Raw genomic sequence first — 21951 nt, 5'->3', positions numbered from 1 at the left:
CCGCAGAAAAGCCTGGTGAAACGCGTCGGGGAGGGCGTGAAGCCCTCCCCGGATCGAGCGATCGCCGCGCGGTCACTCCTTGTCGACGTCGACCACCTTCGCGCCCTCGACGGCGCGGGTGACGGCCGCGGCACCGTCGTGAGCGCCCTTGCGCGTGGCGTACGCCTGGCCCGAGGCCACGACCTCACCGTTGCCGGCCTTGAGACGGAAACGGAACTTGCCGGAGTTGTCCTCGTACACCTCGAACTTGCCTGCCATGGTGGAGCACCTTTCGTAGGGTGGAGACCCCTCCTCCGGGGCCGAGTGCAGCGTAGATCCTCGATGCATCGAATGCGCGGCGAAAGGCTCCGGCACACGCCGGTGCGATCGCCGTGATCGCAATCCCGGTCTCAGCGACCCCTCAGCCGTTGCCAAGCGGCGTGACTATCGTGGAATTCGTAACTCACTACCGAGGGGATGCACAGGCATGGGGATCTTCGACAAGGTCCGGGGCGAACTCGTCGACATCATCGAGTGGCTCGAGGACGATCGCTCGGTCATGGCGTGGCGGTTTCCGCGCTACAACAACGAGATCAAGAACGGTGCACAGCTCATCGTCCGCGAGGGCCAGGAGGCGCTGTTCGTCTACCGCGGCCAGCTCGCCGACCGGTACGGCCCCGGCGGCTACACCCTGGTTTCGGAGAACATGCCGGTCATGTCCACGCTGCAGGGCTGGCCGCATGGTTTTTCGAGCCCGTTCCGCAGCGAGGTCTACTTCGTCAACCGTCGGCCGATCACCGATCTGCGGTGGGGCACCCCCAATCCGGTCACCATCCGGGATCCTGATTTCGGCATGGTCCAGGTGCGCGCCAATGGTCTCTGCGTGGTCCGGGTGATCGATTCGCCCACCTTCCTACGACAGGTGATCGGTACCGACTCCAATGTCGACTCGGACGAGATCGCCGAACTGCTGCGCCGCACCATCGCCACCGCATTCTCCGACATGTTGATGGAGACCGGTGTCGGCGCGATCGAACTGCAGGGCCGCCAGCGCGAGCTCTCGGAGAAGCTGCGCGAGTACGTGCAGACCCGGATCCAGGGACCGTACGGCCTCGCCTGTGAGGCGATCGAGATGAACATCTCGCTGCCCGACGAGATCACCCAGGCGATGACGCGTGGCGTCGCCCGTGGTGTCGAGGAGAAGGGGTACTACGGCAACGTCGGCGATATGAACCGATTCCAGCAGGGCCGGGCAGCCGACTCGATGCTGGGCGCCGCGACGAACCCCGGCGGGGGCGCCGCGGGCGACTTCATGTCGGCCGGTATGGGCATGGCGATGGGGCAGCAGTTCAGCCAGAGTTTCCAGAACCAGCAGAACGCCGCCCCGAACCCGGCGGGACAGTCGGCGCCCCCTCCGCTCCCCGGTGGCGGTCAGCAGTTCCATGTCGAGCAGAACGGCCACGCAGTCGGACCGCTGCCCATCGAGGAGTTGCGTGGCACGAACCTCACGCCGCAGACGCTGGTGTGGTCCGCCGATATGACGGGGTGGACGCCGGCGGGTGAGGTTGCGGCGCTGCGGAGCCTGTTCGGTCAGACCCCTCCGCCGCTGCCGCCCCAGCCGAGCCGATGACGTCCCCGCCACCGCTGCCGGGGCAGCGGCCGGCGCAACCCGACCGGCCGGAGGGCGGGCCGGCGCAGCAGATCCGGCCCCTCGCTCCGCCCCCGGCGCCCACCGACTATCCGAACACGGCGCCCGACCGCGCGATCCTGCACGTCACCGAGCAGACGCGCACGTATCCGTGTGCCAATTGCGGTGATTCACTGGTCTTCGACCCCTCCACCGGCGGGCTCCGCTCGCCGGGCTGCGGCAGCACCTTCCCGGTGATGCTCGACCGGGACAAGCGCATCGTGACGCACCCGCTGGGGCCCACCATGACCGCGCTCTACGCGCAGGCGAGGTCCACGGCCGCACCGCAGGTCGTCGATCACGAGGTGGTGTGCCAGAACTGCGGTGGACATACGCTGTTCAGTGGGACGCTCACCGCGGTGCGGTGCCCGTACTGCAATACGCCGATCCAACGCAAGGACATTCAGGTCGCGCCGGCCCGGCTGCCGATCGATGGGATCATGCCGCTCCAGATCAGTGATGCCCAGGCGCGCAGCAACATCGAGGCGTGGGTGAACAGTCGCTGGTTCGCGCCCCGGGAGTTCAAGAAGTACCGGGTGCTCGGCTCGTTCACCAGCGTCTACCTCTCGTACTACAGCTACGACGCCGAGGTGTTCACCGACTACTCGGGCTCGCGCGGCGAACGCCGTACCCGACGCGACCGGGACGGGAACGTCCAGACCTACACCGACTGGTACCCTGCCCGCGGTCGCGTGCACGACAGCATCCGTCAGCTCACCGAGACCGCTAACACCGGGCTCGACGACGCCCGGGTGCGGGCCCTCGAACCCTGGCCCGCCGAGCGGGCGGTGCCGTACACGCCCGAATTCGTGGCCGGGCACCTGGCCCGCACCTACGACGGCGATGCCGCGCAGGTCTTCGAGGCACAGGCGCGGCCGCGGATCAACCGGATCGTCGAGAACACGGTGCGTCGCGACATCGGCGGCGACGAGCAGCGCATCCACCGCATGAACCCGGTATTCCAGTCGATCGACTTCGTCTACCTGCTGATGCCGGTCTGGCTCCTCACGGTGACGTTCGCGAACCGGCCCTTCCAGGTGTTCGTCAACGGGGTCACCGGTGAGGTGCAGGGCCAGCGGCCGTGGAGTGCCATCAAGATCACCGTCGCCGTGCTGCTGGGCTTGCTCGTGGTCGCCGGTGGGGTGTACCTCTACATGCAGAGTCAGGGAGGTTCATGATGTCGACGGTGATCATCGTCCTATTGGTGCTGGTCGTGCTCGCGGTGCTCGGAACGACGGTGTTCGCCGTCGCTCTGGTGCGCAACAGTCGCCGGCAGCAACAGGCGGAGGGCGCGATGCCCTTCCCGAGCCGTGCGCCGCTGTCCTGGTCCGGCTCGCACGTGCCCGAAGCCAAGCTGCACCGCCGCATCCGTGACGCGGTGCGCGCCTTCGAACAGCCGGCGGGCGTCCTGACTGCTGCACAACTCGACGCGCAGGTGCGGCTCACCGTCGCCGCACAGGAGCTCGACGATCGGCTGGTCACGATCGCCGCGCTGCCTCCGGCGGCGAAGGGCGAGGAACTCGAGCGGGCCGCCGGCGAGGTGGCTGATCTGGAGCGCCGGATCGGCGAGACGGTCGCGCCCGGAAAAGCTATCGGTGGGTCTCACTAGACTGCGGGTGTGACTGCAGCGAACCCGGCCCAGACGACCCCCGCCGCCTCCGCAGACCCGTCGGAGGTGGGGAAGCGGCCGGTGATGCTGCTCATCGACGGGCACTCGATGGCCTTCCGCGCCTTCTTCGCGCTACCGCTGGACGGCGGACGGTTCCGCACCAAGTCCGGGCAGCCCACCAACGCGGTGTACGGCTTCACCTCGATGCTGATCAAGCTCCTCAAGGAGGAGGCCCCCGGCTATGTGGCGGCCGCCTTCGACGTCTCCCGGCAGACCTTCCGGGCCGAGATGTACCCGGAGTACAAGGCGCAGCGTTCCTCGGCCCCGGATGATTTCCGCGGCCAGGTCGACGTGGTCAAGGACGTGCTCGCAGCGATGGGCATCCCCACCATGGCGCAGGAGGGGTACGAGGCGGACGACATCATCGCCACGATGACCACCCGAGCTCAGGAGCAGGGGTTCGACGTACTCATCGTGACCGGCGACCGTGACGCCCTACAGCTGGTCAACGAGCACGTCACCGTGCTCTACCCGCGCAAGGGCGTCTCCGATCTCACCCGGTTCACCCCGGAGGAGGTCGATGCGAAGTACGGTCTCACCCCGTCCCAGTACCCCGATTACGCGGCGCTGCGCGGCGACCCGTCGGACAACCTGCCCGGTATTCCCGGCGTGGGCGAGAAGACTGCGGCCAAGTGGATCCGCGAGTACGGCAGCCTGGAGGGACTGGTCGAGAACGTCGACAAGGTGAAAGGCAAGGTGGGGGACTCGCTCCGCGAGAACCTGGCCACCGTACAGCTCAATCGGCAGATCACCGAGATGGTCAAAGACATGGCGCTGCCCTATGAGCCGCAGGATCTTGCGCTGCAACCCTGGAACCGCGAGGCCATTCACCAGCTCTTCGACGACCTCGAGTTCCGGGTGCTGCGCGACCGGATCTTCACCGAACTCGCCTCCTCCGAGCCGGAAGCCGAGGAGGGCTTCGAGATCTCCGGCGGCATCGTCGCGCCGGGTACGGTCGCCGAATGGCTCGCCGAACACGCGTCGTCGGGCGAGCGGTCCGGGCTCGGTGTCGTGGGCCCGGACGTGGTGGTCGACGGTGACGCCGAGGCCGTCGTGATCGCCGCGCCCGACGACGAGGGCGGCTACATCGCGCTGGAGACGCTCACACCGCACGACGAGGCCGCGCTCGGTGCCTGGCTCGCCGACGCGACCAGGCCCAAGGCCGTGCACGAGGCGAAGTGGGCCATGCACGGGCTGGAGAGCCGCGGATGGGAACTGGGCGGACTCACCTCCGATACCGCCATCGCCGCGTATTTGGTTCGCCCCGGACAGCGCAGCTTCAACCTCGATGATCTCTCGGTGCGGTACCTGCACCGCGAACTGCGGGTCGAATCGGCGGCGGGCGACGACACCCAGTTGTCCCTGCTCGACGATCCCGACGATTCGGCGGCGGAGAAGGCGCAACAGCAGATCCTGCGCGCCCGCGCCGTGGTGGACCTCGCCGCGGCACTCGATGAGGAGCTCGAGAAGATCGAGTCCAAGCCGCTGCTGGAGGAGATGGAACTCCCGCTGCTGCGGGTGTTGGGCGTCATGGAAGCCACCGGCATCGCCGTCGATACCGATCACCTGGAATCGCTGCACAGTGACTTCAGCGACCGTATCCGGGCCGCGGAGGCCGCCGCCTTCGAGGAGATCGGCGAGCAGATCAATCTCGGTTCGCCGAAGCAGCTCCAGGTGATCCTGTTCGAGAAGCTCGGCCTGCCGAAGACCAAGAAGACGAAAACCGGGTACACCACCGACGCGGCCGCGCTGGAGGCGCTGTACGAGAAGGAGCCGCACCCGTTCCTGCAATACCTGCTGGAGCACCGCGATGCGACGCGGCTCAAGGTCACGGTGGAGGGACTGCTCAAGGCGGTGGCCTCGGACGGACGGATCCACTCCACGTTCAACCAGACCGTGGCCGCCACCGGCCGGCTCTCGTCGACCGATCCGAACCTGCAGAACATCCCGGTGCGCACCGAGGCGGGCCGGCAGATCCGGCACGCGTTCGTGGCGGGTGAGGGCTACGAGACGCTGATGACGGCGGACTACAGCCAGATCGAGATGCGGATCATGGCGCATCTGTCGAGCGACGAGGGCCTCATCGAGGCGTTCAACACGGGCGAGGATCTGCACAACTTCGTCGGTGCCAAGGCCTTCGGCGTCCCGATCGACGAGGTGACGCCGGATATGCGGCGCCGGGTCAAGGCGATGTCCTACGGCCTGGCCTACGGCTTGTCGGCATTCGGCCTGGCCGCCCAGCTCAAGATCTCCCGGGACGAGGCCAAGGACCAGATGGAGGCCTACTTCGCCCGATTCGGCGGGGTGCGCGACTACCTCCAGGACGTGGTCACCGAGGCCACCCGCAACGAGTACACCGAGACCATCTTCGGTCGTCGGCGCTACCTGCCCGATCTCACCTCGACCAACCGGATGCGCCGCGAATCCGCGGAACGGATGGCGCTGAACGCGCCGATCCAGGGCAGCGCCGCCGACATCATCAAGGTAGCGATGATCAACCTGGACAAGCAGATCCGTGCTGCCGGCCTGACATCGCGCATGTTGCTCCAGGTGCACGACGAGCTGGTGCTCGAAGTGGCGGCGGGTGAACGGGACGAGCTCGAGAAGCTGGTGCGCGACACCATGGGCACCGCCGCGGAACTGTCGGTGCCACTCGAGGTGTCGGTGGGCTACGGGCGCAGCTGGGACGACGCCGCACACTAGCGGGCACCTGCGCTTGTTCATCGAACGGGGAATCGCCTCGGCGGCCTCCGACGGTGCCCTGTGGCACTGTGGAGACATGCGACGTCGCTCGGGGGAGGCGGGATCCGCGCGATCCATCCCAGCGGTAACCGCTGGGCGCACCACACGGCTACACCACGCGTCCCACGCCGGACGGGGCGCTACGCGCCCTCCTCGGCGCTGCGGGCGACTGTTTCAGGTCCGCCGAGCGGCGTTCGCATCCCACTCCCTGCGAATGGCTTGACGTGCCGGCCGTCGAGATCGCCCGCGCACTGGCCCGCGCACAGCTCCGTCAGGCCATCCGGATCGCGGTCCAGCTCCACCCCGAGGAGTGGAATCGTGTCGAACTCGCCGCCGACCTCGGCGCCGTGCTCCCGGCGGAGCTCGCGGAGGAGGTCGCCCGGTTCGTGATCGCGTCGGCCCCGACGAAGCCGCGCGGCGCCATCCTGGCGAACCTGCTCCAAGACTTCCGGGTCGAGTCCCTTCTCGAACCCGAGCCGGCCCGGGAGACTCCCGACCGCCCGCTCGTCGACCTCGCGGCGGTGGCGGCGATGCTCGACGTGACGGTCCCGGAACTCGAGTGGTTCGCCGACACGGGTAGCTGGCTGCGGCACTCGAGCCGTCCGCTGCGGCACTACCGCGTTCGCCGGATGTCCAAGCCCGCCGGGGGAGTCCGGGTCATCGAGGCGCCTAAGCCGCGGCTGTGCGAGGCGCAACGGCGCATCCTTCGACACGTCCTCGACGCCGCGGCCCCGCATCCGGCGGCTCGCGGGTTCCTGCCCGGCGGTTCGGTCCTGCGCTACGCCGAACCACATGTCGGGGCGGGGTCCGTGATCCGACTCGATCTGAAGGACTGTTTCACGACGGTGGGGGCGAGCAGGGTGCGTGCCGTGTTCCATCGCCTCGGGTATCCGAACGCGGTCGCCCGAGTCCTCGCGGCGCTGTGCACCACCGAGACCCCTGCTGACGAACTGCACGGCCTCGACGCCTGGCAGGCGGCCACCTTGCGCTTCCGGCACCTGCCGCAGGGGGCTCCGACGTCGCCGACTTTGATGAATCTCTCACTGCGGCAGCTTGATTCTCGCCTCACCGGCCTCGCGCGTGCTCAGGGGGCGAGATATACACGATACGGCGACGATCTCGCGTTCTCCGGGGCGCCCGACGCGTCGCTGATCGCCGGCGTGGTGCCGAAGATCGTCGCGGCCGAAGGATTCGCGGTGAACCCGCGAAAGACGCGGATCATGCGACGGGGATCCCGTCAGGAGCTCGCCGGACTGGTGGTCAACGATCGGGCCCAGGTTCCGCGCCACGAGTACGACGCCCTGCGGGCGCTGTTGCACAATGCCGCCCGATTCGGCCCCGCCAGTCAGAACCGCGACGGTCACGACGACTTCCGAGGCCACGTCTACGGCCGGATCGCCTGGGTGGGACAGGGCAATCGCGAGCGCCGCGAGCGGTTGCTCGCCCTGGCGGAGCGGGTTCCATGGGAGTGACTGCCGCGAATATTCGGATGCGTCCACTCCGGCGGAGGTGCTAACGTCCGTGCCGATCGTGAACCGACCGCAGGAGGTGAGCCCCGTGACCGCAGTATCCGTTGGGGGTGCTCCACTGCAGCGCACGATCGCGCGACAGACGTAGTCGCGGGAGCGCCCGGTTGTCATCACCGAAAGGCGACTCCCATGCATACCACTGAAATTTCGTGTCCTTCGCGTCGTCGGCGCGCGCTCGTCCTCGGCGGCGGTGGATCCGCCGGCAACGCGTGGCTGATCGGCGTGGTCGCCGGCCTTCGCGAGGCCGCTCTCGACGTCACCGAGGCAGACCTCATCGTCGGCACCTCGGCCGGTGCGACTGCGGCCGTGCAGATCACCACCGCCGATCCGGCGCACCTCCTCGCGGACATCCTTGCAGCTCCTTCGCCCGGAACCCCGGGTGCCGCCCGCGCGTCCTCGGACATGGTCGCCGAACAGATGCGCCGTACCGCTGAGATCATCGATTCCGCAGGAGATCTCGCAGACATGCGGCGGCGAATGGGTGCCTTCGCCCTGTCCCGACCGGCGTCGTCGGACGCGGGGGCACAGCAACGATGGCGCGCCACGGTCGCGTCCCGACTCCCGACGACGGACTGGCCGGTGCAGGCGGTGACGCTCACTGCCGTCGACGCCGTCAGCGGCGTTCCCGTGATGTTCGACCGGAACAGCGGTGTCGCGGTCGCCGACGCCGTGGCCGCCAGTTGCTCCAGCGGATTCGCCCTCCGCATCGGCGACGGATGGTTCATCGACGGCGGCTATCGCAGCAATGCCGACAACGCCGACGTGGCAGCCGGATACGAGCGAGTGCTGGTGCTCAGTCCGTTCGGCGGCGCGACTCGCACACCGGCGAACTGGCGCGCAGGCCTCGCGGCTCAGGCGGCCGAGCTGCGCGCCGCCGGGACGACGGTCGAGATCGTCCGGCCGGACTCCGCTGCCCGGGCGGCGTTCGGGGACAACATGATGGACCTATCAGCCCGGGCTCCGGCGGCGCGGGCGGGGGCGGCACAGGGACGGGATCTCGCTGCGCAGCTGCGGGCATTCTGGTCGTGAGCCGCCTGGGGCCCGCCCTCGCCGGGCCGGTAGCGTCGGTCCCGTGTTCACCATCGGCTTCGACCTCGACCTCACCCTGATCGATTCGCGCCAGCGGATTCTGAGTGCGGCCCGTCGATCGTTCACCGATCTCGGGTACACCGTCGGCGACGCGACGCTCCTGCCGTACATGGGGGAGCCGATGGGCGACGTGGCCGCCACGGTGGTGCCGGGTATCGACACCGCCGCGTTCATGCTGCGTTACCGGCATCACTACGACACCGACCGGGACACCCCCGTGCCGGTGTTGCCGGGCGCTCACGAGGTGCTCGCCGCGATCCGGGCCGCCGGAGGCAGTGCCGTCGTGGTCTCGGCGAAGCAACAGGCCGCGGCCGAGCGCGCCGTCGCCGAGGCCGGCCTCGATGTGGCCGCGGTGGTCGGTGACCACTTCGGCGCGGCCAAAGGCGAGGCCCTGCTCCGCTTCGAGGACGTGCGTGCCTACCTGGGCGATCACATCGAGGACGCCGCGGCGGCCCGCGTTGCCGGTTGCCCGTTCATCGGGGTCACGACGGGTGAGTTCTCAGCGGTGGAATTGGGTGCGGCCGGGGCACAGCACACCGTCGCTGATCTGGTTTCCGTCACGCCCCTGTTGCACCTGCAACGGCGTTGAGATAGATATGCAGTCATGCCGCTGAGACTGCAATCGCATCACATCCCAACATGTAGGGCAGGCTTCGTCGCCCGCGCGGGACATCGTGGGTGACGTGAGCGGACCACAGATCGATTGGGAGTCCTACGGCGACTCCCTCGCGTACCGCCTGCTGACGCTGCGGAAGGCCCGAGGGATATCGCAGGAGAAGCTCGCCGAGCGGGCCGGGCTTCATCGGAACCAGATCTCCAACATCGAGCGCAACGTCAGCTCCGGTGACCGGTTCTCCGACCCGCACATGTCCACGCTGTATCGGCTCGCAGCAGCGCTGGACGTGCCGCCCGCGCTGCTGCTACCGGACGCGGATCGCCGGGTGGCGCCGCGATCGGCTGAGCAGGACGGCGCCGATGCGGCCGCAACCGTCGAATCCTCGCTGCTGGTGGCGATCGGTGAATAGCGGTCAGTACGTGCTCAGGATCAACTCGGTCTTGAGCACGTCGCCCGGGAGCAACCAGCCCTTCGCGCTCAGGGTGTCGATCGCCTTCTGACGCAGGCTCTGCGCGGTGGACCGGTCATCGGCCTTGAAACTGAACTCGATCACCGTTTGGCCGGGCATCGGGAGCACCTCGATCGCGGGCTTCACGCCCTCCCAGGAGCCCTTCCACTCCTTCGAGGTCACGGGGCCGTGTACACGGGATGCCTGGAGCGTGTCCTTGCCCCAATTCTTCGACTTCCAGTTCTCCAGCTTGCCGGGGATCTGCCCTACGACCAGCGCCAGGGCGGTCGACGAGTCCGGCAGCGCCGTACCCGACAGACCGCTTGACGACGAGGTCTTCTTATTGGCGAAGCTGAGTGTCTGCTTGCCGTAGGTCCAGTCGACCTGCGCCTCGTAGTTCGTATCCGACGAGTCGAAGCCCGCGCCGTTCGCGGTGGTGAGCGCGGCATCCACATCGCCGTTGGTCACGGGAAAGCGCTTCTTGTAGTTCAGGTCCAGGCTCTTGCCGGCCTCGTGCCGCAGGCGCACCGACCACCCCTCGCCGGAGAGAGCCTTGGTATCGGTGTCGAAGTACTCGTAGGACAGCGATGTGGACGACGAGCCGATGCCGAAGGTCGACTTCACTGCAGTCGATGGTGCGCCGCCGTCGAGCGCCGCGGTCGTCAGGTTGAGCTTGACCTCGTAGTTCGGGACGGCGTTGCCGGCGGCGTGCGCGGTAACGGGGGACAGGGCGGCGATCGCGGTGGCGGCGAGAGCGGCGAGAACGTTTCGGCGGCTGAGCAGTGTCATGCGCGCCAGGTTTCACCTCGCCGATGGCGATCAGGCGAACGTGCGGTGACCGCGCGTCGACCATTCGACGTGCACACGACGTCCGGACGCGAACGGCGCCGCCCCCGGGATCCGGGGTGCGGCGCCGTCGGCGATGGCGGTTGCGCGCTACTTCTTCGCCGGTGCAGGCTTGGCGGCCGGCGCGGGCTTGACGGTGCCGCAGGTGCGGTAGGCATCCGCGAGGGCGCGCTGCACGTTCTGCTGCTCGGCGATGATGCCGAGGCCCGCGGCCGAACCGGTGAACGCCAGGCCGGCCAGCTTGAACTGACGGGTGGTCGGGTCCGATGTCGCGATATCCGCGAACTGCTGCGGGCCGCCGGCGATCTGCTCCAGGCGCCCGGTCAGCCCCGGCGAGGAACGATCGATCGCAGCGCGCAGCTGGCCAACGTTGCACGAGGTGCCCGGCACGGCCCGCGAGAGGGTCGGGTCGGCAGGCTTGGGGGCGGGAGCCGCCGCGGCGAACGGAGCGCCGGCGAGCGACACCGCCCCGACGGCGGCGACGGTGGCGGCGATACGGCGGAGAGTCATTGATGTGGGCCTTTCGGGTCCGGTGATCGGGCTCAGTAGTTCGGGCACGTGGCGATCACCTTGGTGATCTTCGCGTCGATGTCGGCACGGTTGGCCTTGTAGTAGGCCGCACCGGCCGGGTTGTCCGCCGCCAGCTGCTCGATCAGCTTCTGCCGCTCCTCGGGCTTGGCCACGAGAATCCGTGTCGCCTTCTCGCGGCCGCCGGGAGTGCCGTTCATCACGGCGATCGCCTCGGGAGCGATCATCTGCGTGGCGCGCTCGACCTGAGCGACGGTGCACTTGGTGCCCGGCACCTTGTCGTTCGGTGCAGCGGAGGCGACGGCGGGGGCGAGGGCCAGTCCGGCCGCGACGACTGCGGCTCCGGTGATGATGCGCGTCCGAATCATGTCTGTCTCCATTCTCTGCGCCCCCCTGAATCGGCGGGGCGGCGGCGACTGCCGGGGCGACGATACCGGCTGGAGATGAACGACGAAAGGACGGCACCGGGAAAGCGCAACCCGGTGCCGCCCAACCTGTACCCGGGTATCAGCTGGTCGCGCAGGTGGCTTTGACCTGCGCGATCTTCTCTTCGACCTGCTGCTTGGAGGGCTTCGTCCGCGGCGTTCCGTCGCCCTTTTCGCCAGGTTTGCCGGCGCCGTGCTGGGGCGGAGTCTTGCCCGGGTTGGCCTTCCGCCACTCGTCGATCTTGGCCTGATGCGCCTTCTTCGCCGCCTCGCGCGCGGCCGCCCGCTGCTCCGGTGTCTGCGTGAGCGCCTGGTCGAAACGCTCCTTCGCCGTGGGATTGGTGCTGATGCGTTTCCAGAACTCGGGCGCGACCTTCGCCGTGGCGCGCTCGACCTGGTCCACGGTGCACTGGGTGCCGGGCACCGGGGACGCCGGCGAGACCGGGGCGGCGCTCGCGGTGGCGGGGACGATCAGGGCGGCGCCCGCCGCCACGACAGCGGTTGCGGCGGCTGCACGGCGGAAGCGGTGGGTGGAATGGTTCATGGGTGCTTCTCCTTACTGAGAGATCACCGTCGGATCCCTCCCCGGCGAGTAGAGGCGGCCGCGCTGAAGCGGGGGCCGTCCTCGGCTGTGAGTTTCCTGGAACTCGGACATACCGGTACGCAAGGACGCGGGGGAGCTCAGGACGGGAGTTCGCAGCAGAAGATCGCGGTGCCCGGGAAGATCGCGCCGCGCAGCGGACTCCACTGACCCCACTGCTGGTCGAAACCCTCGGGCCATTCCGGTTCGATGATGTCCGTCAGGCGTAGTCCGGCACCCACGATCTCCCGGACTCGGTCACCGATCGTGCGATGGTGCTCCACGTACGTCGGGGCGCCGGCATCGTCGGTCTCCACATACGGTGACCGGTCGAAGTAGGAGAGGGTGGCCACCAGGCCGTCGGGGCCCGGATCGTCGAGGAAGATCCACCGCATCGGGTGGTTGACGGAGAACACGAACCGCCCACCCGGTCGCAGCACCCGCGCCGCCTCGGTCATCACCCCCGCGGAATCGGCGACGAACGGTATCCCACCGAACGCCGAGACCACCAGGTCGACGGCACCGTCGGCCACGGGCAGGCGCTCCGCACCGGCCTGGACCAGCAGCGGATTGCCGCCGCGCACATGCGGCAGTCCGCGCCGCAGCATTGCGGCGGAGATGTCGATGCCGACCACCGTGGCTCCCCGCCCGGCGAGCCACCGGGAGCACGGTGCGCTGCCGCACCCGATCTCCACGGCGACGGCGCCGGCCACCTCACCGAGCAGTCCGGCCTCGGACTCGCGCAGGCCCTCGGGGCACCACACGAAATCGCCGTCGGCGGTGTCCACACCGAGAAAGGCGGCGTGTTCGGCGTGGTAGGCGTCGGCATCGGAATCCCACCAGGACCGGTTCGCTGCCTCGGACCCGGCGCTGTCGTATCGCATGTCCGGTTTGGGGCGGTAATGCACCGGCGTGAGCCTCTCTCGCGAGGGCGGTTTGCCCAGCTAGCACCGGGTGGCGTAGGGTATAGCACGCGTGTGCCCATGCACGCGCGATTTCGACCCAACTACGAGCACCCTGTCCGGAGCAACTTACCCAATGCCCACCTCCACTGTTACGTCCCCGCAGGTCGCCGTCAACGACATCGGCTCCGCGGAGGACTTCCTCGCCGCAATCGACGCGACGATCAAGTACTTCAACGATGGCGACATCGTCGAGGGCACCATCGTCGAGGGCACCATCGTTAAGGTCGATCGTGACGAGGTTCTCCTCGACATCGGTTACAAGACCGAAGGCGTCATCCCCTCCCGCGAGCTCAGCATCAAGCACGACGTCGACCCCTCCGAGGTCGTCAACGTCGGCGACGCGGTCGAGGCCCTCGTCCTCACCAAGGAGGACAAGGAAGGCCGTCTGATCCTGTCCAAGAAGCGTGCGCAGTACGAGCGCGCCTGGGGCACGATCGAGGAGCTCAAGGAGAAGGACGAGGCCGTCAAGGGCACCGTCATCGAGGTGGTCAAGGGTGGCCTCATCCTGGACATCGGTCTCCGCGGCTTCCTCCCGGCTTCGCTGGTCGAGATGCGTCGCGTGCGCGACCTCCAGCCGTACATCGGCAAGGAGATCGAGGCCAAGATCATCGAGCTCGACAAGAACCGCAACAACGTGGTCCTGTCGCGCCGTGCATGGCTCGAGCAGACCCAGTCCGAGGTCCGCAGCGAGTTCCTGCATCAGCTGCAGAAGGGCCAGGTCCGCAAGGGCGTCGTGTCCTCCATCGTCAACTTCGGTGCCTTCGTGGACCTGGGTGGCGTCGACGGCCTGGTGCACGTGTCCGAGCTGTCCTGGAAGCACATCGATCACCCGTCCGAGGTGGTCACCGTGGGCGACGAGGTCACCGTCGAGGTCCTCGACGTCGACCTGGACCGCGAGCGCGTCTCGCTGTCGCTCAAGGCGACCCAGGAGGATCCGTGGCGTCAGTTCGCCCGGACCCACGCCATCGGCCAGATCGTGCCCGGCAAGGTCACCAAGCTCGTCCCGTTCGGCGCGTTCGTGCGCGTCGAGGAGGGCATCGAGGGTCTCGTCCACATCTCGGAGCTGGCCGAGCGCCATGTCGAGGTCCCGGACCAGGTCGTCTCGGTCGGCGACGATGCGATGGTCAAGGTCATCGACATCGACCTCGAGCGTCGTCGTATCTCGCTGAGCCTCAAGCAGGCCAACGAGGACTACACCGAGGAGTTCGACCCGTCGAAGTACGGCATGGCCGACAGCTACGACGAGAACGGCGAGTACATCTTCCCCGAGGGCTTCGATCCCGAGACCAACGAGTGGCTCGAGGGCTTCGACAAGCAGCGCGAGGAGTGGGAGGGTCGCTACGCCGAGGCGGAGCGTCGCCACAAGATGCACACCGCGCAGATGGAGAAGTTCGCCGCCGACGAGGCCGCCGAGGCCGCTGCGGGTGGACCCGCCGCCGGTGGTGCCAACTACTCGAGCGAGTCGACCTCGTCGAGCGACCGTGGCGAGGATGCCCCGCAGAGCACCGGCGGTTCGCTGGCCAGCGACGCGCAGCTCGCCGCCCTGCGCGAGAAGCTGTCGGGCAACGCCTGATAGCACGCAGACGAGGAACGCCCCGCATCCCTTCCGGATGCGGGGCGTTCCCCGTTTCGGGGGTAGGACCCATGCGCACATCACCGCGCGGCTATTTGACAATGATTTTCATAAGTCGTGACTATTGCCGTCATGAACCGTAGCCTCATCGCTCCCATCGTCCTGGCCGCCGCGTTGCTCGCAGCCTGTTCGTCGGGGGAGAAGTCCTCCGCCGCACCGTCGGGCTCCTCCGATGCCGATGCCCCATCGGGCGCCACCGAACAGCGCCGGCCCACGGCCCGCCTCGCGTACTCCTACGACGGTGGCGTGCAGGTACTCGATGCCTCGACCTTCGACGTCGTCGGCGACATCCGCGGCGACGGTTATCTGCGGCTGAACCCCGCGGGCGACGGGCGGCACGTATTCCTCTCGGAGAAGCAAGGATTCAGCCTGCTCGACCTGGGAGCGTGGTCGGTTCCGCACGGCGACCACCAGCACTTCTATGCTGCGGCTCCCCGGCGCACCGACATCCGCTTCGATGCACCGGAGCCCGGCCACGTGGTCCACCACGACGGCCGCACAGTGCTCTTCTCCGATGGTGCGGGCACCGCGACGTCGATCCCCTCGGCACAGGTCGGCGATCCGGCTGCGCCCCGAGCGACGTACACCGCGCCGAGGCCGCACCACGGCGTCGCCGTGGAACGCGCCGACGGATCGCTTCTGGTCACCGTCGGCGACGAGAAGACGCGCACCGGTGTGGCCGTGCTCGACAAGGCGCGCAGTGTGATCGCACAGAGTGACCAGTGCCCGGGAGTACACGGTGAGGGCGCCGCCGCCGGCGACGTGGTCGTCTTCGGGTGCCAGGACGGCATTCTGGCGGTCCGCGGCACCGCGATCACGAAGATCCCCGCGCCCACTGCGGGCTACGCACGGATCGGGAACGTCGCGGCCACTGAGGCGCACCGGGTGGTGCTCGGCGACTACAAGGTGGACAAGGAGGCGAAACCCGAACGTCCCACCCGCGTCAGCCTCGTGGATACGGCGACCGGCACGCTGCGACTGGTGGACCTGCCCTCCTCGTACAGCTTCCGGTCGCTGGCCCGCGGCCAGTTCGGCGAGGCGCTCGTGCTCGGCACCGACGGCGTACTGCGCATCCTCGACCCGGAGTCGGGTGTCGTCAGCCACCAGGTCAAGGTCACTGCTGCGTGGGTCGAGGACGCCGATTGGCAGCAGCCCCGCCCCGCGGTGTTCGTACTGGGTTCGACCGCCTTCGTCACCGAACCGGCGACCAAAGCGATCGTCGCGATCGACATCCCCACCGGCAAGGAGGTGCGCCGCGGCACTACCGCGCATGTGGTCGACGAGATCTCCGGAGTCCCCGGCGCCGCGCCGCAGTGACATAGGCTGAGCCCATGTTGCGGATCGGGCTCACGGGTGGAATCGGTGCGGGCAAATCGACGGTGGCGAAGGAACTCGCCTCGCTCGGCGCGGTGATCGTGGACGGCGACAAGATCGCCCGCGAAGTGGTCGAGCCCGGCACACCCGGGCTGGCCGCGCTCGTCGAGGCCTTCGGTGAGCAGATCCTGGCGGCGGACGGCAGCCTCGACCGGCCCGCCCTCGCCGCGATCGCCTTTTCCGATGACGAGTCCCGCGCCACGCTCAACGCCATCACGCATCCGCTCGTCGGGGCCCGGTCGCAGGAGTTGATCACCGATGCCGGCCCCGATGCGGTGATCGTGCAAGACATCCCACTGCTCGTGGAGAACCAGGCCGCGCCGATGTTCCACCTGGTGATCATCGTCTGGGTGGATGCGCAGGAGCGAGTGCGCCGCTTGGTGGGCTCGCGCGGCATGGCCGAGGAGGATGCACGCGCCCGGATCGCCGCCCAGGCCACCGACGAACAGCGGCGCGCCGTCGCCGATATCTGGCTGGAGAACACCGGCACCGAGGACGAGACCCGCGCGGCCGTCCGGGAGCTCTGGGCGACGCGGATCGTTCCCTTCGCCGCGAACGTGAACATGCACCGGCCGGCCGAGAATGCGCCCGAGCTCGACGATCCCGGCTACGGCGAGCGGCTGGCCGGCCGGCTGTGGGTCACGCTCGGCGCCGACGCGAAGTCGGTGACCACCGATGGTGCCGACGCACGGGTCGTGCTCGCCGAAGGAGTGGCCGAGGACGCCGTGATCGTCCGTCTCGGCGACGCCGGGTTCGCCCAGGTCGAGCCGGGCTTCTATCGTGGCTCCGATCCCGGCCGCGCGGTCGCGGTGCGGGTCGGCACTCAGGCCGGGGCCGGCACCACGTAGTAATCCCGTACGTGCAGCGCCGCCAACGGCGTCCAGCGCGGCGCCGGCCGCTCGTCCACCTCCTCCGTGGGCGCGGATGCGCCGTAGCTCTGGATCGCCAGCGCGGTCACGGGCTCGTGGTCGACGAGTGCCGCCAGCGCATAGGCCGCAGCGAGGACGTGGACGCACATCGTGGTGCGGGCCTTGCAGGAGCAGTCGGCGGCTTCCAGGGTCGGGGCGGGCTGCAGCCCGCGGCTGATCAACGCGGCGTGGATCGCGTCGTCGGGCTCGGTGCGCGAGCCCAGTTCCTCGCGGAGCGCCGTGGCGACGGTCGGCGCCATCGCCGCGAACTCGAGGTGCGCCACGGAAGCGCTCGCGCCGCTGTGCACGAGCGCCGTGACGCGTCCTCCGTCGAATTGCAGTGTGACGCCGCCGTTGCGGGCGAGCATCCGCGCGCGCGGTGCGTGCGTGTTCGGGGTACTCGCCGTGATCGGCTCCGCGATGCGGACGAGATCGGCACCCCACGTGGTGAATCCGAAGGGGTTCGTTGCCATATCAGTTCCCCCGGTTCCGGCGCAGGACGTCCATCAGGCCCTCATCATCGAGCGCAGCCAGTTCGGTGACGATCGACCCGTCGTCGGCGTGCACGCCGAGAAGTGCCTTGCGGCGGTGCATCTCGTCGATGTGCTCTTCGATAGTGGTCGCCGTCGTCAGCGTGGTGACGGTGACCGGCCGGTGCTGGCCGATGCGGTGCGCTCGGTCAGTGGCCTGCGCCTCCACCGCGGGGTTCCACCAGCGGTCGTAGTGCAGCACTTCGCTCGCCCGAGTGAGGGTGAGGCCGGTGCCGCCGGCTTTGAGGCTCATCACGAGGATCGCCGGCCCGGTGCCCGCCTGGAAGTCGTCGGCGATCGAGGACCGGTCCGCGAGTGGCAGTCCGCCGTAGAAGAAGGGCACGGGACGGCCCAGTACGGACGATGCGGCCGCGGCCAGCATGTCGCCCGTCTCGCGGTACTGCGTGAACACGAGGGTCGGACGGTGCGCCGCGACATTCGCCTCCAGGATCTCCAGCGCCACGTCGAGTTTGCCCGACCGGCCGCGATCCGGCGGCGGCGCGACACCATCGACCAACTGCGGGTGGTTGCAGATCTGTTTGAGTGCGGTGAGCACCGCGAGCAAGCGGCCGTGCCGCTCGAGCCCGCTGCCGAAGCCGTCGTCCGCGGCGCGGGCGAGGCAGGCGTCGTAGCGGCGGGCCTGCTCATCGCTGAGGTCGCACAGCACCGGGTTGTCGATCTTCGGCGGCAGTGCGCCGGCGGCGCGGTCCTTGGTGCGCGCCAGCATCACCGGCGCGACGGCGGTGCGCAGGCGGCGCAGGGCACCGTCGTCCCCCGACTCGACGGCGCGGGTGAATCGGCGGCGGAAGACCGCCTTCACCGGGAACATCCGCGGGGTGACGACGCGCAGGATCGCCCACAGGTCGTCGAGCGAGTTCTCGATCGGGGTGCCGGTCAGCGCGATCCGGAAGTCGGCGTTCAGCTCGCGGGCCGCACGGGAGACCTGCGTCCGAGGGTTCTTCAGCGCATGGGCCTCGTCGAAGATCACGGTGGTCCAGTGGGTCGCCGCGAGCTCGGTGGCCGACAGGCGGAGCCGGCGTACGAGACGATGGTCACCTGGTCGAGGAGAGCCGGTGCGAACCGGGCGATTTCACGCCGCCAGTTGGTGGCGAGGCTGGTGGGGCAGACCACCAGGTGCGGTCCCGGGCCGAGCCGGGTGAGAGTCCCGATCGCCTGCAGAGTCTTGCCCAGGCCCATCTCGTCGGCCAACAGCGCGCCGCCGTGATCGCGCAGGGTGCGCAGTAGCCACGCGACGCCAGCGGCCTGGTAGGGCCGCGGTTTCGCGTCGAGCGTGCCGTCGAGGGCCGTCGCCGTCGCGACGGTGTCGGCGAAGGCCGTGGCCGCGTAGGCGGCGGAGGTCACGGCGGTCCCCGTCGGATCGGGCTCGGAGTGCGCCGCGATCGGTAACGGTGCCTCCTCGCCCCGGCTCCGTGTGGTCCAGGCCGTGAGGGATGCGGACGGGCGTGCGGCGCCGGGCAGCGCGGTCACGTCGACGAGGTCGCAGCGCACGTCTGCGACGGCGAGGGCACCATCGACCGGGACGACGAGGGGGAGCGCCGTCGCGCGGGCGGGGTCGTGGAGGTGGTGGGAGGACCAGAGGGCGAACTGATGGAGGTCGGGGAGGTAGGTGGCTTCGAGGCTCAGGGCGCGTCCTTCATGCGAGTCGAATAGAGTACGTTGTACGGAGTACGTGCAACAGTGTACACAGTACGGAGAAAGGTGTCGATGAATCCCGAGGACGAGGGCCGTGCGCTGGTCAGGCTGTTGTGGCGGTCCGAGGCGGGTGAGTCCGCCCGGGGCCGCAAGGGGCCCAAGCAGCGGCTCACCGTTGACGAGGTGGTGGCTTCCGCGGTCGCACTCGCCGATGCCGAAGGCCTCTCTGCCGTCACCATGCGGGCCCTCGCCGCGCGTCTGGGCATCGGACCGATGAGCGTGTACACCTATGTGCCGACCCGCGACGTCCTGGTGGCGCTGATGGTCGACGCGGTCGCGCTGGCGCAGCCGCCGGCCGAGCCGCGATCCACAGTGCGCGAGTCCCTCATCGCCGTCGTGCGCGCCCGGCGCGACGAGTACCTCGCGCACCCGTGGTTGCTCGATGCCCCGTCGTGGCGAGATGTGCTGGGGCCCGGGAAGATCGGTCAGTACGAGGCCCAGCTCGCATTGCTCGAAGACCTGTCGATCAGCGACCTCGAACGCGATTGGCTGGTCGTGCTACTCGAGAGCTTCGCCGCCGGTGCGGCACGCAGCTCCGGTGCCCGCGGCGCGGCGTCACGGCCGATGACGGACGCGCAGTGGTGGGAGGTCGTCGGGCCGGAGCTGGCCGCCCGCATACCGCCCGGGAAGTACCCGATCGCCGGACGCGTCGGCACCGTCGTCGGTGAGCATTACAGCGGGCCGGGCGATCCCGACGCTGGGTTCGAGCTGGGTCTGCAGGTGCTGCTCGACGGCCTGGAATCAAGAATCCCGGGGCTCAGCGCCAGGTGACCGGCGCGCCCTCGGCGGCCAGCCACGCATCCACGCTGTGGCCGTGAGCAGCAGTGCCCGCGACCGCGCGGACGGCCGCGTGCAGGGCGCGCTCGGCGTCCGCCGCGCTCAGTAGGTCGGCCGCCGAGGCGGCGAGCAACTCGTCGACGTCGATGAGCTCGATCGGGCGGCCCGGGTGCTCGACCAGGTCGAGGTACCAGTCCTCGGTGTGCCAGAGGTACCCGTCGCGCCATACCCGCGCGACGTCGAGGTACACGCGCTGGTCGCGTTCGTGGCCCGGCGTGAAGTGGAAGATCGTGGCGCGCAGGTCGAACGCGGGGAGCAGCCAGGACTCGATCGCATCGAATCTCGGGTGATCGGCGCGGCGGACGACGTACAACCCGAAGGGCGTCTCCCGGAACTCCTCGACCTCGCGGAGGAAGCCCTTGGGGTCCGTGTTCGTCATCGCCGGCGGGTCGAAGACCTCGTGCTTGGGTGGATGCACGGCACCGTCGTCGACCGCGGGGTCGTCGGCGAACCGGAGCACCAACGTCACCTCCGTGCGGCCCCGCGGACGACCGACGACGGCCCCGGAGGGACGGAAGCCATGCCGACGCAGCAGCGCGCCGAGCGCATCGTCGTGTGTACGGACGAGGATTCCGTCGACGCCGGATGCCCGTTCGCGTGCCGCGCCGAGGAGCGCGGGCACGGCGTCCTCCGCTGCGTCAAGAACCGTCAGATCCAGCCAGCCGCCCTCCACCGCGCCGATCGCGGCAGCCCCGTCGACAGTGAGCTCGAACGTTTCTTCCGCCTGCATGTCCTTACCATACGGCGCCCGCGCGGCTGGTTTGCCCGACCGCGTGAAGCGTCCGTCCCGGACTCCCCACGTACCATCTCAGCCGTGCCTCAGTACCTCCTGCTTCCCGCCCCCGCTGCCAATCGCGTCTACGCCGAGGCGGCGACGTCGATGGTGCGGGCCGAACTCACCGTGCTCGGTCGTGGCGCACTCGCCGCATCGGTGGGGGAGATCGGGACCGACACCGTGGCGGGCGTGGAGTACGTGAGCTTCGACGCCGACCCCCTCGCCGAGCGGGATCTCGCCTACCTGGGTCTGACCTCGGCCTTCTATGCGCTGTTCGAGCGCGAGGGCGCGTTGCTGCGACCGGTCGCCGTACCTTCGCCCGAGAAGTACCCGACGGACCTGCTCACCATTCTCAAATATCAGGGCAAGACCAACGAGCAGTTCACGCGCCTGGTGCTCAACGTGACCGCGGCATCGACCGCGCGGCCGGCGGGCCTGCTCGACGGAACGCTGCGCGTACTCGATCCCGTCTGCGGACGGGGGACAACCCTCAGTCAGGCCGTGATGTACGGACTGGACGCGGTGGGCGTGGACGTGGACACCAAGGACTTCGAGCTCTACACCTCGTTCTTCACGACGTGGCTCAAGGACCACCGGTTCAAACACACCGCTGCCACCACTCCTGTGCGCCGGGACAAGACGGTGATCGCGAAGAAGTACGAGGCGAGTTTCGCCGCCGATAAGGCCGCCTATCTTGCGGGCGAGAAGCAGTCGCTCACGTGCTACGCCGCCGATACCCGGCGCACCGCCGAGCTGGTGCGGCCGGGCACCGTCGACGTGATCGTCGCAGACCTGCCCTACGGCGTGCAGCACGGCAGCCGCGGCCCCCGCGGCCTGGTGCGCAACCCCCTCGAACTGCTCGATGCCGCACTTCCCGGATGGGCCGCGACACTGCGCCGAGGCGGTGCCGCAGGCCTCGCCTGGAACGTGCGCGTGGCGCCCCGCGCCGATGTGGCCGCCGCCCTCACGAACGCCGGCCTGACGGTGCAGGACGGCCCGGGCTACGACGATCTGCAGCACCGCGTGGACCGGTCCATCACCCGGGACGTGATCGTCGCCCGCCGGGACTAGCGAACTT

23 protein-coding genes are annotated in these 21951 nt (G+C 69.0%); 13 read left to right on the top strand and 10 right to left on the bottom strand.

The features are described 5' to 3' along the window. Window positions 1-72 precede the first annotated feature (72 nt). Window positions 73-258, bottom strand: coding sequence for a YegP family protein (locus tag TPAU_RS12260; protein ID WP_013127076.1), 186 nt, complete (start codon window positions 256-258; stop codon window positions 73-75). Between the two features lie 208 nt (window positions 259-466). Here TPAU_RS12260 and TPAU_RS12255 point away from each other — a divergent pair, with 208 nt between their 5' ends. The 8 genes from TPAU_RS12255 (at window position 467) to TPAU_RS12220 (ending at window position 9720) form a co-directional block, all read left to right on the top strand. Continuing rightward, window positions 467-1609 carry an SPFH domain-containing protein gene (locus tag TPAU_RS12255; protein WP_013127075.1) on the top strand — a complete coding sequence of 381 codons (1143 nt, stop codon included), beginning with the start codon at window positions 467-469 and terminating at the stop codon, window positions 1607-1609. Next, window positions 1606-2844: a TFIIB-type zinc ribbon-containing protein gene (locus TPAU_RS12250; RefSeq protein ID WP_013127074.1), complete on the top strand. Its 1239-nt coding sequence runs from the start codon at window positions 1606-1608 to the stop codon at window positions 2842-2844. The genes TPAU_RS12255 and TPAU_RS12250 overlap by 4 nt, the downstream gene beginning before the upstream one ends. Beyond that, complete coding sequence (locus TPAU_RS12245) at window positions 2841-3275, top strand: hypothetical protein (protein WP_147291091.1); 435 nt, start codon at window positions 2841-2843, stop codon at window positions 3273-3275. Before TPAU_RS12250 ends, TPAU_RS12245 begins: the two co-directional genes overlap by 4 nt. A 9-nt stretch (window positions 3276-3284) precedes the next feature. Continuing rightward, window positions 3285-6038, top strand: a complete 2754-nt coding sequence (polA, locus tag TPAU_RS12240; protein ID WP_013127072.1) for a DNA polymerase I — start codon at window positions 3285-3287, stop codon at window positions 6036-6038. A gap of 263 nt (window positions 6039-6301) precedes the next feature. Beyond that, a complete protein-coding gene (locus TPAU_RS12235) occupies window positions 6302-7549 on the top strand; it encodes a reverse transcriptase family protein (RefSeq protein ID WP_013127071.1) in 1248 nt (415 codons plus the stop codon). A 186-nt stretch (window positions 7550-7735) separates the two neighbouring features. Beyond that, a complete protein-coding gene (locus tag TPAU_RS12230) occupies window positions 7736-8635 on the top strand; it encodes a patatin-like phospholipase family protein (RefSeq protein ID WP_013127070.1) in 900 nt (299 codons plus the stop codon). Between the two features lie 43 nt (window positions 8636-8678). Continuing rightward, the gene (locus tag TPAU_RS12225) at window positions 8679-9284 is read left to right on the top strand and encodes an HAD family hydrolase (protein WP_013127069.1); all 606 of its coding nucleotides are present in this window, start codon (window positions 8679-8681) and stop codon (window positions 9282-9284) included. A gap of 94 nt (window positions 9285-9378) precedes the next feature. After that, window positions 9379-9720, top strand: coding sequence for a helix-turn-helix domain-containing protein (locus TPAU_RS12220; protein WP_013127068.1), 342 nt, complete (start codon window positions 9379-9381; stop codon window positions 9718-9720). 3 nt (window positions 9721-9723) lie between these two features. Here TPAU_RS12220 and TPAU_RS12215 read toward each other — a convergent pair whose 3' ends face one another. From TPAU_RS12215 to TPAU_RS12195, 5 genes are all read right to left on the bottom strand, one after another. Continuing rightward, on the bottom strand, window positions 9724-10548 hold the full coding sequence (locus tag TPAU_RS12215; RefSeq protein WP_013127067.1) for a hypothetical protein: 825 nt from the start codon (window positions 10546-10548) through the stop codon (window positions 9724-9726). Window positions 10549-10695: 147 nt separating this feature from the next. Next, a complete protein-coding gene (locus TPAU_RS12210) occupies window positions 10696-11115 on the bottom strand; it encodes a hemophore-related protein (protein WP_013127066.1) in 420 nt (139 codons plus the stop codon). 32 nt (window positions 11116-11147) lie between these two features. Beyond that, window positions 11148-11501, bottom strand: a complete 354-nt coding sequence (locus tag TPAU_RS12205; protein ID WP_041944406.1) for a hemophore-related protein — start codon at window positions 11499-11501, stop codon at window positions 11148-11150. Window positions 11502-11640: 139 nt separating this feature from the next. Continuing rightward, on the bottom strand, window positions 11641-12102 hold the full coding sequence (locus tag TPAU_RS21930; protein WP_013127064.1) for a hemophore-related protein: 462 nt from the start codon (window positions 12100-12102) through the stop codon (window positions 11641-11643). 137 nt (window positions 12103-12239) lie between these two features. Continuing rightward, entirely contained in the window at window positions 12240-13022 is a 783-nt protein-coding gene (locus tag TPAU_RS12195; RefSeq protein WP_083773838.1) for a class I SAM-dependent methyltransferase, read from the bottom strand. Between the two features lie 154 nt (window positions 13023-13176). On the opposite strand from TPAU_RS12195, the gene rpsA reads away from it, so the two are divergent. From rpsA to coaE, 3 genes are all read left to right on the top strand, one after another. Further along, window positions 13177-14676, top strand: coding sequence for a 30S ribosomal protein S1 (rpsA, locus tag TPAU_RS12190; RefSeq protein WP_013127062.1), 1500 nt, complete (start codon window positions 13177-13179; stop codon window positions 14674-14676). Between the two features lie 132 nt (window positions 14677-14808). After that, window positions 14809-16053 carry a hypothetical protein gene (locus TPAU_RS12185; protein WP_013127061.1) on the top strand — a complete coding sequence of 415 codons (1245 nt, stop codon included), beginning with the start codon at window positions 14809-14811 and terminating at the stop codon, window positions 16051-16053. A gap of 14 nt (window positions 16054-16067) precedes the next feature. Beyond that, complete coding sequence (gene coaE / locus TPAU_RS12180) at window positions 16068-16958, top strand: dephospho-CoA kinase (RefSeq protein ID WP_013127060.1); 891 nt, start codon at window positions 16068-16070, stop codon at window positions 16956-16958. Here the strand turns inward: coaE and TPAU_RS12175 are convergent. The 3 genes from TPAU_RS12175 to TPAU_RS23720 are packed head-to-tail and all read right to left on the bottom strand — an operon-like array spanning window position 16934 to window position 19057. Next, window positions 16934-17491 carry a zinc finger SWIM domain-containing protein gene (locus tag TPAU_RS12175; protein WP_013127059.1) on the bottom strand — a complete coding sequence of 186 codons (558 nt, stop codon included), beginning with the start codon at window positions 17489-17491 and terminating at the stop codon, window positions 16934-16936. The genes coaE and TPAU_RS12175 overlap by 25 nt on opposite strands. A 1-nt stretch (window position 17492) precedes the next feature. After that, on the bottom strand, window positions 17493-18536 hold the full coding sequence (locus tag TPAU_RS23725; RefSeq protein ID WP_281054790.1) for a DEAD/DEAH box helicase: 1044 nt from the start codon (window positions 18534-18536) through the stop codon (window positions 17493-17495). Continuing rightward, on the bottom strand, window positions 18533-19057 hold the full coding sequence (locus TPAU_RS23720) for an SNF2-related protein (protein WP_281054789.1): 525 nt from the start codon (window positions 19055-19057) through the stop codon (window positions 18533-18535). The genes TPAU_RS23725 and TPAU_RS23720 overlap by 4 nt, the downstream gene beginning before the upstream one ends. Window positions 19058-19273: 216 nt before the next feature. Between TPAU_RS23720 and TPAU_RS12165 the strand changes: the two genes are divergently transcribed. Further along, window positions 19274-20032 carry a TetR/AcrR family transcriptional regulator gene (locus TPAU_RS12165; protein WP_013127058.1) on the top strand — a complete coding sequence of 253 codons (759 nt, stop codon included), beginning with the start codon at window positions 19274-19276 and terminating at the stop codon, window positions 20030-20032. Here the strand turns inward: TPAU_RS12165 and TPAU_RS23835 are convergent. After that, window positions 20019-20828, bottom strand: a complete 810-nt coding sequence (locus TPAU_RS23835; RefSeq protein ID WP_013127057.1) for a ribonuclease FAU-1 family protein — start codon at window positions 20826-20828, stop codon at window positions 20019-20021. The genes TPAU_RS12165 and TPAU_RS23835 overlap by 14 nt on opposite strands. A gap of 84 nt (window positions 20829-20912) precedes the next feature. Between TPAU_RS23835 and TPAU_RS12155 the strand changes: the two genes are divergently transcribed. Further along, entirely contained in the window at window positions 20913-21944 is a 1032-nt protein-coding gene (locus TPAU_RS12155) for a TRM11 family SAM-dependent methyltransferase (protein ID WP_013127056.1), read from the top strand. Window positions 21945-21951 lie beyond the last annotated feature (7 nt).

Source organism: Tsukamurella paurometabola DSM 20162, assembly GCF_000092225.1.
In the GTDB taxonomy this organism is placed as follows: domain Bacteria; phylum Actinomycetota; class Actinomycetes; order Mycobacteriales; family Mycobacteriaceae; genus Tsukamurella; species Tsukamurella paurometabola.
The sequence above is the reverse complement of the archived record's forward strand: the minus strand, read 5'-3'. Positions and strand labels throughout refer to the sequence as shown.